Here is a 19,511-nt window from a genome sequence, read left to right as displayed (position 1 = left end):
GGAGGGGCTATGGATTATTACCTGTTAAGCGATATTCAAAGCAGTGAAGGGAATTTCTTGTTCGGAAGGGAGCAAGAACTCCGTTCCTATAAACAGTTTCTAACCAGTCAGACCCAGCAGCGGGAGTTCGTTTGGTCACTGTACGGAACGGGTGGAATGGGGAAAACGACGCTGCTCGACGCATTCAGACGGTTGTCCATCCGACATGGAGGGTTATTCATTGCCATGGATAGCCGCGAATTTATACATACACCACAAGACTTTTGTCAAAACTTGCTCGTTCAACTTGGCGACACCGGCGAAAATGCCAGCGCTTCAGAAGAAATCGCAGTAGAGGGTTGCTTGAAGCTAATCAAGCAAATCGCCAAAGAGAAACCAATTACGATTGCACTTGACACCTATGAAGAGATGCACGCTATGGACGACTGGCTGCGCGAGCATCTGTTTCAGTGGTTGCCGTCCAACGTACTTGCAGTCGTGGCGGGCCGGAAGCCGCTCGAAGGCAGGTGGTTCCATTCCCCTGCTTGGAGGGAGCGGGTGAAACCAATTCGGCTCGACAGCTTGGATGAGGAGCAAACGAATGCTTATTTGGCAAAATGCGGAGTCGGCGATTCCGACAGCCGGCATGAGATATGGAAGAAGACGCGGGGACATCCGCTGGCATTATCTCTAGCAGCGGCATCGAATTGGCTCCAGGACACGGCTGGTGACGCGGACGGCGAGGAATGGCTGCCCCGTCTTGTGGAGCAGTGGCTGAGAGAGGTGCCGAGCGAGGCGCTGCGCGAATGGATTCAAATTGCGTCGGTGCTAAGGTACTTCGACAGTGAAACAATTGGCTTTATCGGTGTAGGGGAGCCAATAACGTCCGCACTTTTTGACGATCTTTGCGGGTTTTCATTCGTCAGGAAGACGTCTAGAGGTTGGACTCTCCATGATCTGATGCGTGAAGCGGTCGGCAAAATGATGATGGAGCGTACCCCAGACAAATACAGAAGGCTGCTTGCCGGCTGCGCGAACTTATACATGAATCGCATTGTGCAATCTCCCCGGGACGGCAGCGCGGTATGGGAGGTGCGAGAATGTTTCTATTATATAGGCGGTGCCTCCATTCGCTGGATCGTTTCTCCGACGGACAATGAGAGTTATGTCTGGGAGCGGCTAGGCAGACACAGTCTGGAAGAAGCGAAGCGCTATCTGCAGCAGCGGTTAGAACAAGTGCAGTCTTCACCGGACGGGCAACTGACGACGCTGGATATAATGAAAATGAAAGATTTTCCGATCCGCGAGGTAATGGAGAAGGAGTGGCAGTCTATAAAACTACTTCGAGATCTGGCCGGCGCGGTTGTCGGGCTGTCTGTCATCTATCCGGTGAATGCTTCAACGCTACCGTATTTGAAGATGGAGCCTCTTGCCTCCATCTGGATCGCCAGTCTCTCAGCCGAAGCGTATGGGGAACTGACGGACCCGGCAAGTAAGCACTCGTGCTGGTTCATTCGCTTGATCGACGTAGCAGAACCTGCCAATCCTTACATGTCGATCAAGGCGCTGGAACTCATTTTCTCGATGATGGTATCTAATGGATCCATTGTTACGTCTCCGCCTCCAGATCCCATAATGGCGGAATCGCACTCGAGCCTCGGCTTCCGGGAAGTGCCTGGTGTCCGTCATACGTATTATGACGGATCGACACCAACGCCGATATTCTTGCTCGATGCGAGAGGAGATAAGTTGCAAGGAGTAATCGAAGGTTTGCTGCAGCAGACCGGTCTGTGCCCTGGAACGGGCAGCGAAGCACCGCCTGCTGCTCCGGAAAGCAAACTGGATAAGCTGCTGAAAGAACTAACGGAACGCGAGCAGGAGATTATCAGGCTTGCCGTGGCCGGAATGTCTAACGCGGCTATCGGCAAATCGCTGTTTATTGCGGAGGTAACCGTTAAGAAGCATTTAAGGTCGGCGTACGGGAAGCTTCAAGTGCGCAATCGCGCCGATCTGCTCAGAGTTCTACTATAGCCTGCAAAAGAGGATGTCAATTCCAATCCGTTGGGCTTTATATTAATAAAACCAGAACCCAAGGTACCTGTAAAGGTGCCTTTTTGTTATTCCTAAATTAACCCTAAGGATAATTTCGGGGTTTCGACAAATTGCATATAGTTGATTTGGGCCCAATCCGAAAATGAAAGGAAGTTTTATATGATCAAGCTGCTGCCAGCAGCCAATTCCGAGCGACTGTCAACCATTGACGTATTGCGGGGGTTGGCGGTGTTCGGGATTTTTTTCGTCAACGTGTTATACATGAGCACGACAGCTATTTTTTTCGAGCGGAATAGCATTGTTCCGCAAGGGGAGTCCGCCATCGACCGGGGAGTTAGGCTGGTCATCGAAGTTTTTTTTACTGGAAAATGCTACCCGTTGCTTGCCTTCCTGTTTGGAGTCGGCTTCTGCCTTCTACTGAACCGCGCGGAACAGAAGGGAATTCGTGTTTACCGCTTCTTTTTGAAGCGGATGTTCATACTGTTCGTTATCGGAGCGGTCCATATGCTGCTGTTATACGGGGGCGACGTGCTTCGCACATATGCCCTGCTCGGCTGCCTGCTCCTGCCGTTCTATCGGCGCAGGCAACGGACGGTACTGAAATGGGCTGTCGGTGTGCTGCTTGTCTTCCTACTTATGTTCTCATTTTCCTTCATTCAGCCGGAATCCGTGTTAAAGGACGATAACGCCAGCGCATACAGCACAGCAGAACAGGGGGCGGCCGAGGCGACGGAAGCATACCGCAGCGGCAATTATGGCGAATGGTTCAACTTCCATCTGCGAGAGGATGTGCTGCCGGCATTAACGTCGGAGCAAATTACGTATCCGAGCACATTTGGATTGATGCTACTTGGGTTTTATGCCGGCCGGGTGCAGCTGTTTCAGCGGATTAGGGAATTCATGCCGCTCCTTCGCAAACTCAGGTTGTGGAGCGGCATCGTCAGCCTCCCCGTTGGGTCAGTACTGACCATGATACGGCTCGGGGCGATTCACGCGGGAGCATATGAAGGAATCATATGCCAATATTTGATTTACGGCTTCGGCATCTTCCTCAGCTTTTATTATTTGTTGTCCATGATTCTACTACTGCAAAAGCCTGTTGCGCAAAAGGTACTTCGTCCATTCCAGTTCGTTGGGCGGATGACGCTAACCAACTATCTGCTCCAGTCCGTGATTTCCTTTGTCGTATTTGTAGGGTTCGGGTTGTACGGGAAGTTTGATCTGCTTCAGGTGGCCGGATATTGCTTCGCCGTTTTCGCGGTAGAAATCGGACTCAGCCGACTGTGGATGTCCCGGTTTCGGTTCGGCCCGCTGGAGTGGGTATGGCGACGGTTGACCTACGGGACGCTGAAGCAACCGGCCGGATGGTCCGCGCGCAATGGTTCCGGTCATGACCACGGGTCGGCAAGCTAATGTCAAAGATGGGCGGAATCGCCGTGCGCGTGTAAATGGTTGACAGGTTATCTAGACGACTCTGACAGCATTGTGACCTAATTGAATCCTTATCGTGCGCATGCTGTTATTGGTATCCTTTCGGGCTCTGAAAATATCCTCAGGGAGAATATAATTACGCGGCGCCGGCTGTCATACTTGGTTGTGGCGATTGAGGAACCGCAGAGGAGGGGCGTGAGAGGGAAAGATCGGTTCAACTTTATAAACGCCGCGAGATCGAAGGGTCCGCATACTGCATTGGAAAGGAAGACAGCTAATATGTTCAATTTACGAAGAAAAATACAATCTGCTGCCATTAGCTCGGCGCTTGCCGGTGTGCTGGCGTTCACTGGAATCGTGTCCGCATTTGGGGAGTCATCGCCGGAAGGAGCGGAAATTAAGGCATTCATCCTGCAGGATACAGCCTCCGACATTGTCGGCGCGGCGGATTTCACGCCAGAGGGCAACAAGGACGGCCACTTCAGGCTGCAGCTCACCTTCGAACAGAAGACGGTCATTAAGGCTGTCGTTCTGCGTTCAACAGACGCTTACGGAAAAGACAATTTCCAGGGTGTGTGGAGAACAAATCGCGTTACAACCGGCTGGCTTCTTGGCATTGTGCAAGACAAAATGACGGCGACGCCGACCGGCACGACCCATGAACGTACCATTATTAATCCCGGTTTCCATAAAGATCTAAACGAGCCAGTCGGACAATTTCAGGGCAATCTGTACTTCGATTTGTACGCCAGCAACAACGGCACAATCAAGGAAACGCAATATTATGTGCTGGAGATCGAAACGTCAGATGGGACGCTCGTATCCCAGCCGATTAAATACAAAAGCCCGATGGGAGCTGAGGAGGCGCCTTCCTCGCCCCCACCTTCTCCGGCCCCGGAAACGCCAATTCCACCGTCAACGCCCGCTCCGAGCCAGCCGCCTTCTACACCTTCGCCGAGTCCGGGGTCAACTGGCGATCCCTTGGTCCAGATTTATTTTAAAGGCCAAGAGATTCGGTTCGCCGGTGTCCAGCCTGTAATCAAAAACGGCACCACGCTCGTTCCGTTCCGCAAAATATTTGAAACTCTCGGCTTTAAAGTCACATGGGTGGAGTCTGGGAATGTAAAGAAAGCGACCGGTATGAAGGACGGGCTTACGATTGAATTGACGATCAACAGCAAGACCGCGAAGGTAAACGGGCGTAATGTCAACCTTAGCACGCCCGCTCAGGCAATTAAGGGAAGCACGATGGTTCCGTTGCGCTTTGTCGCAGAGAACAGCGGCTATGCCGTGTCCAATTCCAGAAGCGGCAACGTGACGACCATCAAGATCGAAGACCCGGCCAACGGCGACGATCCCGGACCTTCCGGGGAACCAACGCCAACGCCTGCTCCATTGCCTGAGCCGAAGCCAACTCCAGAGCCATCACAGCCGCCTTCGCAGGAAGCGGTTGAGCCCTATGTCGTCAAAGGTTATGTGCGCAACGCGCTGGGCCAGCCGTTGAAAGGCGTCGAAGTGATCGCGGATAATACGCTCTTGTACAACAGCAACATTATCGGGGTAACCGACGGGAACGGATTTTATCGGATCGAGTTAGAGAAAATTGCTACGAGCTGGTCAATGACCGCCGACTATAAACCGGAGTACAACGGCAAAGATTACACCTTTCATATGGAGCCCGAGGTGGCAACGCCGTTCGCGGGAAAAACGGGAGCCGTCCGGGATTTCACATTGACGGAGGTCAACGGGCAAATTTTCGTCTATCAGTATCTCCAGTCAGATTATTCGTTGCCGGATTTTAAGCTGAGCGATCTGGAAATGACGCTAACCCCTATCGGTCCGCTGCTTGACGGCACCACAGGCGAAACAATCGTCAAACATGTCGGATCGGTAGACGGCGGCCTGGGTCTGGGTGATATACCGATTGGCCGGTACAAGGCGACTGCAAGATGGTTGCCGGAGGGGCATGATCCAATCCCGATGCTTATCCGCATCAACTACACCGGCGAATATGCCGAGTCAGTGGATTTTGAGTTTAACAAGCCGAGGGGCACGATTACGTCCAACTATTTGGCCGAGCTAGAGGTGAAGCCCGCGATTAGTGGGAGTAACAATTAGTTATTCGCGATCGACAATCGGCGAATAAGGAGCGGCAGTCAATTGCCGCCGATTCGATTCAATGAATTCCGTAGGGATAGCTTTTATTTTGCGGGCTGTCCTACCTGGGCGAGAGCAAGCGGAAAGAGAGGGAAATGGACGGTGAATATCGGGTTTTACGGAAAGTGGCGACGGGCAATGCTCGGCGTAGTGCTTTCAACATTGCTTGTTACCGGAATCGTACCGGTAGCCAGTTTCGCTGCACAGACTCCTGTGGACATGCGTGAGAGTGGGGAATCTATCGTACAAGATTCACCGGGTGCGACTGCTCGTTCCGAAATTACCGGTTCAGCAATTTCGCTGGCCGAGGAAGAGACTGACCCAGGCGCCGCTCAACCGTTGTTGACCGTTGCGGATGAAGTGTATGGCGTACCGGTCCTCGATCCACTACCAGCTTACACGAAGGATGCTTCTGTGCGGATTAGCGGTTATGCGAGTCCAGGTGCGGCGGTAACCGTTTGGTATTCCTTGAATGGCGGAGAAGAGACAGCGGCGGGCGCTCCTGCAGGTACAAGCGACGAAGGTACTGGTCGGGGGCGTTTTGAACTTACGATGGAACTTCCGGAAGAAGGCGACTATCGGTTTGCAGCCTCGGCAGAAGTGAATGGCCAGACTGGCGACAGGTCCGCACCGGTCGTCATAACCGCCGATTGGACAGCGGCCGGCGATGTCATCAATGTTTCCTGGGAACTGCTTGCCTATAACCGGATCGAGCTGGAATGGGACCCGCCATTTCTGGAAACCGGGCCAGACCCCGACGTTGTCCAATATCGGATATACAAAGAGGGAGATTCAGCGCCGGCAGGTGAAACGACAGATACTCGTTACGTCCTCACGTTGGACGGCAGCGCGCCGGAACGTTATCGAATTGTAACCGTGGACCGTGCCGGGAACGAATCATACGGAGAAAAGGTAACGGTTGCCGCGTCTCCACTTTCGGAAACAAAGCTTGCTGATCTAGCAGGCGAGTACGAAGCAAGCGCGATCGAGACAGCAATCAGCGGCGACGGATCGACTTCCGTTTATACGGACACGCAACACCTCTATGTCATTGATAACGCTACCGGGGAGAAAGAGCTTATCTCAGTTACCCGGGACGGGGCGGCTCCGGAGGGGGGCGTGGCAAGTCCAAAAGTCAACAAGACCGGTGCCATCGTCGTGTTCTCCTCGGATGCTAGCAATTTGACTGCTTCGCCGGAAGTGGCGGGTGAACATGTGTACGCGTATGACCGGACAGCCCGCGTGTTGGAGTTGATTTCGTCGCCGGATGTCGAAGCTGGAGAACCGGCTGTCAGCGGTGATGGACGATGGGTGGCGTATACCGAGAATGGCCATGTCTATGTGTATGACCGCACCGCGCATACGCGCAAGCTGGTTAGTGCAACCGCGGCTGGAGAACCGGAGAGCGGCATCAGTTACGGGCCAACCATTAGCGGGAATGGCTTGACTGTTGCTTTTCTGTCGACCTCAACGAATTTGTCAGTTACAGCGGATGCGGACGAGTCGCAATCGATCTATCTCTATGACGCGGTAAGCGGCACTATTGTCGACCGGTTCGCGTTTAACGCGTACCAAAGCGCATTGACGATCAACGAGGACGGCAGTTATATCGCGTATGCAGGAGCCGATGCGCCCGACCGGAGGAAAGATGCGTACCTGATCGATGTCCTCAAGCGAGAACGTCTCAATCTGAATGACGGACGCGTCGAAACGGAGGTGACGTCCAAAACGTATGGTCCATTCTCAATTAGCAGCAACGGACATATCGTACTGGCCAATCTGGTCGATTCTGATCCGCCTGTTCTGTATCAATCGCATTACGGTGAAATTTTCAGCAGCGAACAGCTGGGCATGCCCGCCATTGCCGGAAATCCAGCCATGGAGGCCTATGCGGTTGCGATGGACGGTGCTGGTAACCGGCTGGTCTATGCTCGCGGTGGTGCCTTGTATACGTATTGTACGCAAAGTTGTGGGGAGACCGGTCCCGAGCAACCGATTACATCCGCCAAATGGATTGTTCCGGCCTCTTCCTGGCTTGGCGATCAATTGAAGACGGGCAGCAATGTGACGTTTCGGGCAGTTGGGGACAGCGGGCTGGCTGTGCAGGCAGTCATGACCTGCAAATCGGGAGATTCGTCCCAAACGAAATGGATCGAGCTGACCGAGAAAGCTGAGGCACCCGGCATATATGAAGGTGAACTGGAGCTAACCGATGGCATGGCGGAGATTACTTCCGCGATCGTACAGCTTGCGGATGGGGGCAACGCGATGTCCCTTGAGCATTTTCCCGTGAAGATCGCGGGCAAAATGATAGTCGACCTGACTCTTGATGCGGCGCACAATGCCCTGCTCGCCGGTGCGAGTCTGATTGCAGCCGGAGCGGGTGATGAAGCCGAAGAGATGGCGATTCCGCTCGAATGGGACCCGGTCCATTCGCAATATGCGACGCATTATGAAATCCCATTGTCTTCGGGAGACGTCTACTCCGTGGAGCTACGCAACGTGCAGGCTAAGCTCGTCCTTGCGAACCAATCCGGCATTACGCTCGAAGGCGGCCGCACCGTTACGCTGCGGCTGACGCCGGAATTTACCGCAACGGTGAAGGTAACGGTCAATTACAGCGTCCCTCCTTCCAAGCCAGCCGTCATTGTGTTCAAGAAAGAGCCCAGCGGAGAGCTATTGGCCGAGGTGGCCGCGGATGAGAAAGGAGAGGCTCATCTACCGGGCCTGCGGGATATGGGCGAAACCATTACAGTCAGCATCAAGCCGCCGGACGGGTTCAAGGCCAGCGCCGCCCAGACCGTTACGCTGCAGCTTGGCGCAAACGAGCTCTCGTTCGATTTATATGAAACAAGCGCAGCTGTTGGCTCGGTTAATATGAGCTATTCGCGGATGGTAGGCCAAGGCAACGATGCCGTCCCCGTAATGGATAGCGAGGCAGAGCTGCGGATCGAAGCGAAGTCGGGCTTGCAGCTGCAGGCGGCGGTCTCCTATTTAGCGTGGAAGGGCGGGGCGGAGCCTACAGCGGCTGAACGGACAATTGGGCTGACCGAACGGGAGCCAGGTCACTATGTGGGCGCGTTTTTAATTTCGGAGGGAATCTCGCAAATTGATAAAGTCCATATGATTGTGGACGGCGAGCGCCTGCCAGCTGAATATCCGATTAGCAAGCATGTGGCCGGCAAACTGCGGATCAGTCTGGATATGCCGGAAGGGGAAGCATGGAAAAATGCACTCAAGAATGGTGAACTGACCGTCTTTTACTTTTCCGATTTTTTTAAAAGGCATTATGAATTGCTTCGCCTTTCTCCCGACGTGCTGACTTATTCGTTCGACGTTCCGTACACAGGCACTCCATACCGCGTCGTCCTGACGCCACAGGTTTCGACGTTGCTCCCACTCGAGCTTGAAGCGCCGCTATTCGAATTCGGACAGACGGCCGAGATGACAATAAAGCCGAAATTCAATGTGCAATTAAAGGGCACTCTCCGCGGAGAAAACGGAGAACAAGTATCGGGGACCTATACGTTGGTCGACGCTCATAACGATGTCGTGCTGCAGGGCAACGTTAACGGCAGTATGGACTTGCGGGTTGCCGCACGATACGGCGCCAGATACCGACTTCAAATGACGCCGAGCGACTCCCTTTACGAGCCGGCTTCTACCGAGCTTGCCGTTGACACGCTGGCCAAGGATGTAAGCATGGTGCTGCGATTGAAACCGGTTCATGAATTGTCGGGTCGGGTAATCGGCTCCAATGGAGCACCGGTTGCCGGCGTGAACGTCACTGCAACCGTAAAGGGAAGCAGTCGAACGTTTGCGGCATCAACGAAGCCCGACGGCTCCTATTCGCTTCGGCTGCCCGCGGGCCAAGCGCAACTGCGTGCCACAAGCAACGGGAAGAGTGGCAAGATGTCCAAACTCACCGATGTCGTTATCCCCGAGCGGGGAGAGGCGGAAAAAGATCTGGTCCTGCTTGATTATGCCGGCGTGAATTTCAAGTTGTATACGAAGCAGTTCGGCAGCGACTGGCAGGGGCCGGTCACCTTCGACTGGCGGGTAGCCTATCATTACAATTTGCAAGCTTCGCATGCAATACTCAGTTACGGTCCTCCTATGCAGGTGGCAGCTGTAGCAGGAGATCGGTTCCGGATTTGTCTCGACGGCAAGGAAGCGCAGCTTCCCTCGGCCTGCGAGGAAACGGTAATCGGGGATGACAACACGTCAACCGTCGAGATGAGGCTGGAGGGCAGCGGGTCGCAGGCTGTGGTTTCCTTCGTGAAGCCGGATGGCGGCAACGCGGGCAATGTTTTTCTTCAATTTTTTAAGCTTGACGGCAGTGAGGCTGATTACCAGAATCTCGTGTATCGGCGTCAGGGCGATCAGTATGTCATTGAGCTGCCGACAATTGGCCATTACCGACTCGTCGCCAAAGGCGAAGACGGCTTGACGGCACAAGCAGAGTTCGAGGTGGTCTCCGCGGTGACCAAGGATCTCGGTGAAATTGTGCTTCACCCGGCGGGCAGATTTGGTGGCCGTGCAGGTAATGGGATCGGCACGAGTGCCGAGCTGACGACGCCGGGCGGCACGCTAACCGCTCGCATTTTATACAACAACGCGAATATGACCACTGGCGCCGCAGCGGATGCTGCCATTGAACTGGAGTTGCCGGAAACGGTTAAACCGCTTCCCGGCACGCTCGTTGTGAACGGCCAAGCGGGCACGAACGAGGTGCGGGACGGCAAGCTTCATATCCCGCTTGGGGATGTAGCAGCCGGTCAATCGGGCGTTGTTCAGCTCGGACTGCATGTAGTCGATAACGGTTCAAGTAACGATCTTGCGCTCACAGCCGGCATTTCGTATACGGAAGGAACGGAAGAGCGGGAGGAGATGCTGGGTACGGCTATCGTCCAGCTCGCATCGGTTACGCTGCTAGCTCCCGAGATGGCGGTCAAACCGCAATTTCAAGTAAGCGGGTCGGCGCCGCCGGGCGCTAAGGTAACCGTGTACGATGGAACGGAAATGATCGGAACAGCCGACACTTCTCCGGCAGGCATCTGGCAGTTGGAAGTGAAGCTGGCCAATACGAGTACGATGAAGCATGCGATTCGGACGGAAGCCGGAATCGACGGGAAGCGTCTGGCAGGTGAGGAAGCGGTCGTTCTCTACGATCCAAACGATCCGGGGCTGGAGGAGGTATCGATGCGCCAGAGCGACGGCCGCAAGCAAACATTTCGCACTGAGAACGGCGTGGCAGTATTCCCTTTCGTGTACGTGCCGGGCCAGCCATTCGTTTATGAGCTCAAATTCCGCGATCCCGCGCGCGTCTCCGACGTGCAGGTCTGGATGGGCAATACTTCCGCCGATGCCCGGCTAGAGAATGGGGTATATGTCGCCGCGATGATGTTGAAGAGCGATCCTGGCCCGGTAACGGTGACATACCACAAGAAAGACGATCCATCCCAATTGTCGTTTGGATCGCCACCTTCGGAGTCGGAGCTTAGGAATACGTTGCCGACCGCTCTGCGGAACTTCCAGGTGCTGTCGGTCATGAAGCCAGGGGAGGCACCTCCAGGAGGTGAGCCTTTGCCCCCACGTACGTTGACGGGACAAATACAATTGAATGAGCAGCTTGGCGCGAACATCAGTCTATCCTCGTCGCCGGCGGATGGCTTGTCGCCTAGCGAGAAGGAACTACAGCGGCAGCAGTTGACGGGCCTGCCTGTGTTCGGCGTATCGGTGCAGCGCTCGCATCTTGCTGCCAAGGATACGATCACTCTGCGGGCGGTCATTCCCGGAGGTGAAGGGGAGAACGGCGGTTTTTCCGGGAAGGCGGCATCCAAGACAAGCATGGCGCTGGGACCAGAGGAGATTGCCTTGGTTTTTGAAGTGTTAAACCGGGGTACGCAAGCCTACGATTTGGGAAGTGCCGTGACGGGATTGATGTCTCCCGGAACGATTGAGAGAATCAATGCGGATTACGAGGCGGCCCTCGCGATTTGCGATCCGAAAGCCTCCGAGTATTATGCGAATATGGCGATGGAAATCAAATACGATATTGCGATTCACGAATTCGTCAAAAACGGAGTCAATATTCTCAGCACCAAGCTCGGCGGCGCGGAAGCGCTGGTCTTCTGGGTGGAATCGTATTGGGCCGGCAAGATACTGGACGATCTGATCGAATCCGAGCTGGCGGAGCTCGAATCCTATCTCAAGCAGTACGATTGCAAGCTGAAGCCGTACCCGGAGAAACCGCCCGGTTCACCTGCGGCGAAGCCGAAATACATTTACGATCCGAGCGGTTATGTCTACGAAGGATTGCCGGACAATCGCCTGGATGGGATCACAGCTACAGCGCTGGAGCTGGACCCCGAAACCGGAGACTGGAATGTCTGGAATGCCGATTGGTATGAGCAGCGCAATCCCCAAATCACCGACTCTGGTGGTCGATACGGATGGGACGTTCCCCCGGGAAAATGGAAAATCAGATATGAGAAAGACGGTTATGAGACAGGTTACAGCGGAGAGCTTGATGTACCGCCGCCGCGCTTCGATGTTAACGTCCCGCTTGTCTCTTACCAACCGCCGAAGATTGCCTATATTAAGGCCTATCCGGGCGGGGGAAAGCTGCAGATTCAATTTACGAAACCAGTCGAGGTGGATTCCGTTTTGTCGGATGTCATTCGAGTAAAAGACCCTTCAGGTTTGGACGTAATCGGCGCAGTCCAAGCGCTGAACCCGGGTTCGGTCGAAGACGGGAAGCAGCTTGCCATCGCCGTAGAATTTATCCCGACAGTCCCGTTTACGGCAGGGGAAACGTATCAAATCAGTGTTAAGGGGAGCGTTCTTAGTTACGCGGGTGTTCCAATGGGCACCGATTTCACCGAAGTGGTCGTCATCGCGGCGGAGGACCGCATGCCGCCGGCCGAAGTGAGCAGCCTTAACGGCGGAATGTCAGGCGATTCGGTGTCGCTCGTATGGCGCAACCCCGAAGACAACGATTTTGCCTCTGTTCGACTACGCTGGAAAAAAGCGGGCGCCGACCGCTATGGCGATCCAATTGATGTGGAACAAGGGCAACAATGGGCCGTTGTAGACCATTTGGACGACACCGAGGCGTATGACTTTCAGGTGACGGCGGTCGACGAATCGGGCAACGAATCGGATGGCGTCCATTGGGGGTGGAATCCCGCCGAAATCCTCCCCGATCTAGGATCTCCGCCACCGGTATCTGAATTAATTGCGATGTCAACCGGAAAGGATACAATCAAGCTAACTTGGAACGATCCGACGGCCGAGGATTTGAAGGAGCTTCAAATTAACTGGTCAGGCGAAACTGACCTCGACCCGATTTGGTCGGCTAGAGCGATGCCCGGAACTAATGCGTATACGATAGCAGACCTGAAACCGTCGACGAAATATAAGATTACCGTAGTTGCGCTTGATGAGAGCGGAAACAAATCGGTCGCGACGGTTATAGAAGCGGAGACGAAGCCGGCAAGCAGCGGTCCAGGACCGACGCCTGGTAACTCAGGCGCTGATGACTCCGCCAGCGAGCAACTGGAAGGCTCACTAATCTGGGCGATTGGCAAGTCGGGAGGAACATTCAGTGCGTTTGACAACAAGCTAAATCTTGAAGTTAAGGCCGGAACGTTCGTCGGTGACATGAAGATTCATTATTCACGTATTGACGATCCGCAAGAGGTGCTGCCGATCGGTTATCACAGGTATTCATCTTCCTTCAAGCTGGGTGGTGGCGGTGCGAAGCCGGGCCTTCCGATGGTACTGACGCTTGCTTATGATCCTAGCGCTGTCGCGTCAGGGGATGTACGTAGGCTGGGAGTGTATGGTAAGGATTCGTCAGCACCGGCTGGCTGGACATACATTGGTGGAGTCGTGGACGACAAGAGGCACCTGATTACAGCTAAGCTGAGAACGTTTGGTGAATATGCCGTGCTGATGTATGACCATCCTTTTGCCGATCAGTCGGCGCATTGGAGCCAGCCTGACGTCGATGTGTTGGTTAGTCGGCAACTGGTGAACGGTGTGAAGGATAACCTGTTCGAGCCCGATCGTCCCATTACGCGAGCAGAAATGACAAAGTTGCTCCTGGTGTTGTTGGAAAGGGAGGGTATAGAATTATCGGTCGATCAGTCGATCGGTGCGAGCTTTGCCGATGTCTCTCGAGATGCGTGGTATGCATCGTATGTGGAACGCGCCGCAGGATTTGGTCTCGTTCAAGGCGCAAACGGGCGATTCCGTCCGAATGATCCGATCACCCGAGAGGAAATGGCTGTCATGTTTGTGCGGCTTGCCGGTCTTATGTCTTTCACTTTACCCGATATCGCGGATAACCAGGTCCTGAGCCGATTCGGGGACGCGGGTCAGTTATCGGAGTGGTCACGGGAGGCGTTCATTCATGCCGTCAGTCAGGGATGGATTCATGGGGTTGCTGAGACAGTAGCCGACCCGCGAGGCAAAGCGACTCGCGCGCAAGCGGCAGTTCTGCTACTCCGTGTGATGGATAGCTTGGGCCAATTATCGGTTCGTTCTTAAGGGCAGGGCCGATCTTACGTCGAGGTGTCTCAACCGTCCCCTTAGTTATCTTGTAGAAGGCCGTGTCCGTAATTGGAACACGGCTTTTCTTAATATGCCTGCAAAGAGGACAAAAAACAGGATCACAACTGTTTGTAGCAATAGGCCTGTCGCGATAGCTAACGCGCAGCTTGTCGGGTGACAAGAACATTATCTCATTAAAGGCCGCGAATATCGCGGCTTTTTGTATTTATGGGATCAAGTTCTTGTCAAAACCAAATGACAAGAACTTGATCCCATTACCGAAATTGACAAGAACTTGATCTCATTCCCGCGAACAGCTTGGAATTCGCATTAATGAAGCATCAAGCGAGAAATAACCGGCCGCGCTACGTTGAACTATTCCTGCTAATAGCTTGTCAATATTTAATCATTAATGGTCATTTCATAAGGTGATACAATAAAAAAAGGGCATGGGAAAGAACCGTCCTCCATAGCACGGACAACTGTTCCATATATATCCATTCCAAGGTTCTTACCCTAAACGAAATGCTTCTTTAGTAGTCAAGATGGCAAAAATCCAGTGGATGAGTTTATTCACGCAAGCGATTATCGCTACTTTGAACAGCTTTCCTTCAGCACGTTTTTTATCGTAATAAGCTCTTAGTTTTTCATTTCTATTACTCCGAATTCCACATCGTACTGCTTGGTATAGGGCAGTACGAAGCCTTCTGGAGCCATGTTTAGTTATTTTATTGATGGTTGCTGTAAACTTGCCTGAAGAAAAAACACTAGGATCTACACCGGCAAAGGCAATCAGTTTTTTAGCGTGATCGAACCGATCGATTTCCCCAATTTCAGCTAAAATTGTTGCAGCAATCTTAGTGCCAATACCGGGTATCGTTTGGATTAAATCATATTCAAGTAATTCTTCAGCCAGGGCCTCAATCGATTTAACAAGGGTTGCTAGATGGTCCTGGTATTGAAGAAGCAATTGAATGAGCAACTGCATGGAGATCAAATGGCTGGGGTAAGCTGTCTCCTTAAAGGGATTTCGCATTGCTGCAGCTACTAAGACTTGAGTGCGCTCCAGACACCATAAACCGGATTTACCACGTCCAGTAAGGCGCTGGATTGCTCCTGTAATCTCCTTTTCAGCCATTTCCAAGACCTCTTTAGACGTAGGATGTAAGGCCAGAAACCTAAGGGAAACTTTTGAATAAAGGTCACCAAATACGCCATGGTATTCAGGAAAAACCTGATCCAGATTCGCTTGAAATTGGAGCTTCACTTGAACATACATACCCGTTAAAGACTCATGCTGGCGCGTGAGATAGCGTAAATTCATAAGATGCTGGCCCCGTTTTTTGAAGGGTTCAAACTCTTCTTTATAAAATAGTGTCCCTAAAAGATGGGCATCAGCGGCATCCGTCTTTAACCGTCGTAAATTGGTTTTCTTGGCGTTATGTGAGATTAAAGGATTAATAACAATGTACAGATATTGGTGTTCATCCAGAAACTGAATAATAGGGCTGTGATAATGGCCTGTTGCCTCCATAACAATGGATGGACGCATCCCAGCAGCTGATTCAACGCCTTTAATGAAACGAAGGAACGACGCTAGCCCCTCAAGGTCATGATTAAACCTGAAGATCTTTCCATGAAGTATTCCACGGTCTAAAAAAGCTTGTGCATGGCTCTCTCCTTTGGACACATCTAACCCGATCACGGGATTCATAACATCACTCCTCAAGCTAATTCACCGGTAACCCCTAACCTTCTTGTCTTCCACACTATCGCATGTGATACGGGATCTTCGTCCCAACCAGCCTAACCATGGTTGAACAAGTGGGGGAATGAACTGAATAGCTCTCGGGATCTGAGTCCCACGGGCAGAAACGTTCGATTCCCGGCTACCGCAATCTTACGACCATACAAAAAAGAGGTCGACCAGAAAGATCTGGTGACCTCATAATACGAACGGGCAGGATACTTCCAATATGTGGTTGAATCTATCTAGAGACGTTTTTAAATATTTGCTGAAATAGTATTAGAAAAATAAATAATGATGAGGTGTATATCACATGCAAGCCTTTTGATGGTGTGGGACATGGGAAACAATTACGTGCTAAGACATGGGATTTTTGGGTTAATTGGATATTGAGCTAATTTACGAAGGTCACAAAAAAGACGTTAGCCGATAGAAGTTCTTAATTTAGGAGGAGACTATATGATTTTAGAAAAAGTTATAACTAGAATTGAAATACAAAATGAATATAAGGATTTTGTTGATAAGTATACAGATAATTTACTTACCGAATTTAAAGGTAAGATTCATAGCATCTATATGTGTGGCTCGATTCCAAAAGGAACTGCTAAACCTTTTAAGTCAGATGCAGACTTTACAATTGTATGTGCAAATCCCCAAGATATTGATTACGAAAGATTGTCAAATATTAAAGACAGGATGTTGGAAGAATATCCACTAGTAACTAAGATTGATACGATAATTTGCTCGATGGACGATGTATTAAGTAATCCAAATGATTGGGGTTTTTGGATTAAAATAATATGTGTTTGCATATATGGTGATGACGTTGGTGTAAAAGTACCACCGATAGTGATTTCTCCAGAGTTCATTATAGACTTAAATAGAGAGACCAAGAAGGAAGTAGATCGTGTACATAGTTCACTTTCTAATGTTAGTGATAGCACACTGAAAACTAGATATATTAAAGGTTACTCTAAGAGATTAATTCGTGCATTATACTCTTTGGTATTAGAAGATACAGGTGTATGGCAAGACGACATTATTATGATGAAGAATGCCATATTAAATTATTGTGAGATTGACTCCACTTTAGTTGATTATCTGTATGCTTGTTACTTGGATAGTGATGTACCTGTTGAAGAGTTTCTGGGAATTGCAGATGAAGTATATAGCTATTTTGAGAACGCCTTAAATGCAATGGCTGTTTCCAGAACTTCCTTCGACTAACACCATATTGACGCTCTGACTATTGAGCTAACTGGGAACGATAGTTCAATGAAAAATGGAGCAGATTGCCAGTGGCAGCGGCTCCATTCTTCATTGAACTAAAGGGCAGTTTAATAAACTGTTACGATGTATGTCTAGAAAGAAGTTGATATAATGTAATTTTCTTGAAAAGAGGAGGGTTAATTTTGAATGAAAATATTGAAGTGACTTCAGAGCATACAGTTTCATCAGACTCTATACAGCCATTTTTGTTATTAACTAATGCCCTTGAGAAAAATCTCTTGGATACGGCTTTCAAGATTCTAAATAGATACAGCAGTATAGCTAATTTAAACGATAAGGATGATCCCATAATCACAACAGCGGCACCGTGCGGCAATAAGGCGTTATTTGAGAAGTTAATCGCACACGGTGCGGATATAAATGCAATGAATCATGTAAAGTCATCTGCGGTCGACAGGGCTCTTTCTTTTAAAAATTATGAAGGTGTACGTGCTTTGCTTGAACTCGGCTTTGATATGAGATCTTACTCAGGTGGGAAGGCACTTCGTTCTGCTGCATGGAAGGGGGAGCTTGAAATGGTCCGGTTGTTCATCGAACATGGAGCAGATGTCAATTTCAATGGAGCGGATCAGGTTTTCCCGTATTGTACGACACCAGTCCAAATGGCCGCATCAAGTAACCATTTTGAAATCGTAAAATTTTTGGTGGAGAACGGCGCGGATGTGAAGATAAAAGACAAATACGGAGACCGCGCATTCCTGGAGGCGAAGCGGCAAAAGAACGTTGAAATGATGGAATATATAAAGCAACTTGAACCGCCAATCTGGCATGAAGCAGATAAGCGAGCAGCGGAACTCAAAAAGATGGGCTTGCCGATGGATATTATCAAATGGCTCGGAACTGAAAATCGTAGATTTGAATTTGGAAATGAATGTCCGATTGAACACATTGAATTCGAAACAATCTTTGACGTGAAGCCGATACAGTGGCAAGGTCGAATTTTTCTAGATTTAATAAAAGAGGTAGAAGGGTACAGCAGTACCGGTTTTTTTGTTTGGATTCCTGAACAAAAATGTCTCGGCAGTTACGATGTCGAGCATGAAGAGCTATTGCTATTCGAAGGCTTGAAATGGAACAAATTTGTTAAGAGGCTGCCAGTTTACATAAATCACGCGTTGAATGGTGAGCCAATTAATGATTTCTAGTAATAGAGTCAGATGATTCAACTAACGGAGAACGATAGCTGAATGAAGACTTAACGGCAGCCGGCCACGCGATCGGCTGCCATTGTCCATTGAAGTAACGGGCAGAATAACGCAACCATACTCACCCTAAATAGTATAATTATGGGAGACAAATAATCTAAATAAAATGAAGATAAACTTTGGGGAGAAATGCGATGATGAAAACAAAGTTTTTTTTGACTGCTTTGACTGTGGTTGCCGTACTGACGCCGTTTGCGCTACATGGGGTGTTGGCAGCGAACCAAAGCAATAAAAAATCTGTTCCATTGTCGCTTTCAGTGTCTCAGAATTTCCAATCTAAAAGCAATAATGATGGAGGCAACAACACTCTTAACATATTGTCCGGTACAGCTTCAGGTTCTAAAATAACCAGTTCTGCATTTGTAGTACCTGTTGGGTACGGGCATGTGAAATTGAATTTCCTTAACAAAGGAACAAGCGATACTATGGTAACGGTACAGCATTCCGATTCTGCTATGGTGTACTTTACAACAACAATTAGCGCAAATAAATCTTTTACTTGGAGAAGCACTGTAGATTTCCCACAAGGTATGCGTAGTGGTCATTATATCGTTAGCATTCGATCTTCCTCTGCAAATGTAAATGTTGCTTTCTCTGGATTTGCATCTGACAAGGAGGTGGAAGTTCAAGGTAAAGCAAATTTTTAGTAGATCTGATGATTGAAATAACGGGCACGATAGCTCAATCTTTTCAATAAAATGACAATCATCGTAGTTCAGAAATGATAGCAATCAAAAAGACGAGCGTTAGAAGTACTATACCTGCAATCGAAGCGATTTTGGTATAAATAATGGCTCCATCTGAAATATCAGGTTCTTCTTTATACATCCATCGTTTTCCGAAAAGCAGACTTTCTCGGGGGTCGAGGAATGACCAAATGAGTGCAGCGTACAAAGGTAACGAGAGTATAAAAAAGACAATGATTTGAGCCACGTTCAACACTCCTTTCCCACATACCTCTATATTACGGAGAATGTTGATCATAGTTGCCTCAAATATAATTTCCTTCATGTAAAGCTGATATGAACGAGGCGGTCAATACCTCTCTTCAAAAATCATTTTCTAAGGGGAATTGCTTTAAAATCTTGGCA

The 19,511-nt window shown here is 50.5% G+C and carries 9 protein-coding genes; 7 read left to right on the top strand and 2 right to left on the bottom strand.

What is annotated here, in order from left to right; genetic code table 11:
- The first annotated feature begins 9 nt into the window (after positions 1-9).
- From GT019_RS31220 to GT019_RS32590, 4 genes are all read left to right on the top strand, one after another.
- Positions 10-2,010, top strand: coding sequence for a LuxR C-terminal-related transcriptional regulator (locus GT019_RS31220; RefSeq protein ID WP_161747353.1), 2,001 nt, complete (start codon positions 10-12; stop codon positions 2,008-2,010).
- Between the two features lie 180 nt (positions 2,011-2,190).
- Entirely contained in the window at positions 2,191-3,444 is a 1,254-nt protein-coding gene (locus GT019_RS31215; RefSeq protein ID WP_161747352.1) for a DUF418 domain-containing protein, read from the top strand.
- 297 nt (positions 3,445-3,741) lie between these two features.
- Positions 3,742-5,580 (top strand): stalk domain-containing protein, encoded by a 1,839-nt coding sequence (locus GT019_RS31210; RefSeq protein WP_161747351.1) that lies wholly within the window; start codon positions 3,742-3,744, stop codon positions 5,578-5,580.
- Positions 5,581-5,721: 141 nt separating this feature from the next.
- Positions 5,722-14,175 (top strand): S-layer homology domain-containing protein, encoded by an 8,454-nt coding sequence (locus GT019_RS32590; RefSeq protein ID WP_161747350.1) that lies wholly within the window; start codon positions 5,722-5,724, stop codon positions 14,173-14,175.
- A 514-nt stretch (positions 14,176-14,689) separates the two neighbouring features.
- Here the strand turns inward: GT019_RS32590 and GT019_RS31200 are convergent.
- Positions 14,690-15,892 (bottom strand): IS110 family RNA-guided transposase, encoded by a 1,203-nt coding sequence (locus GT019_RS31200; protein ID WP_161747349.1) that lies wholly within the window; start codon positions 15,890-15,892, stop codon positions 14,690-14,692.
- Between the two features lie 492 nt (positions 15,893-16,384).
- On the opposite strand from GT019_RS31200, the gene GT019_RS31195 reads away from it, so the two are divergent.
- The 3 genes from GT019_RS31195 (at position 16,385) to GT019_RS31185 (ending at position 19,067) form a co-directional block, all read left to right on the top strand.
- Positions 16,385-17,152 carry a nucleotidyltransferase domain-containing protein gene (locus GT019_RS31195; protein WP_161747348.1) on the top strand — a complete coding sequence of 256 codons (768 nt, stop codon included), beginning with the start codon at positions 16,385-16,387 and terminating at the stop codon, positions 17,150-17,152.
- Positions 17,153-17,337: 185 nt separating this feature from the next.
- Positions 17,338-18,360 (top strand): ankyrin repeat domain-containing protein, encoded by a 1,023-nt coding sequence (locus GT019_RS31190; RefSeq protein WP_235949625.1) that lies wholly within the window; start codon positions 17,338-17,340, stop codon positions 18,358-18,360.
- Between the two features lie 194 nt (positions 18,361-18,554).
- Complete coding sequence (locus GT019_RS31185) at positions 18,555-19,067, top strand: hypothetical protein (RefSeq protein ID WP_161747347.1); 513 nt, start codon at positions 18,555-18,557, stop codon at positions 19,065-19,067.
- A gap of 58 nt (positions 19,068-19,125) precedes the next feature.
- On the opposite strand, the gene GT019_RS31180 is transcribed toward GT019_RS31185, so the two are convergent.
- Complete coding sequence (locus GT019_RS31180; protein WP_161747346.1) at positions 19,126-19,353, bottom strand: hypothetical protein; 228 nt, start codon at positions 19,351-19,353, stop codon at positions 19,126-19,128.
- Positions 19,354-19,511: the final 158 nt, after the last annotated feature.

The sequence above is a fragment of the Paenibacillus glycinis genome, from assembly GCF_009909185.1.
In the GTDB taxonomy this organism is placed as follows: domain Bacteria; phylum Bacillota; class Bacilli; order Paenibacillales; family Paenibacillaceae; genus Paenibacillus_Z; species Paenibacillus_Z glycinis.
This window is presented reverse-complemented; position numbering and strand designations above follow the sequence as displayed.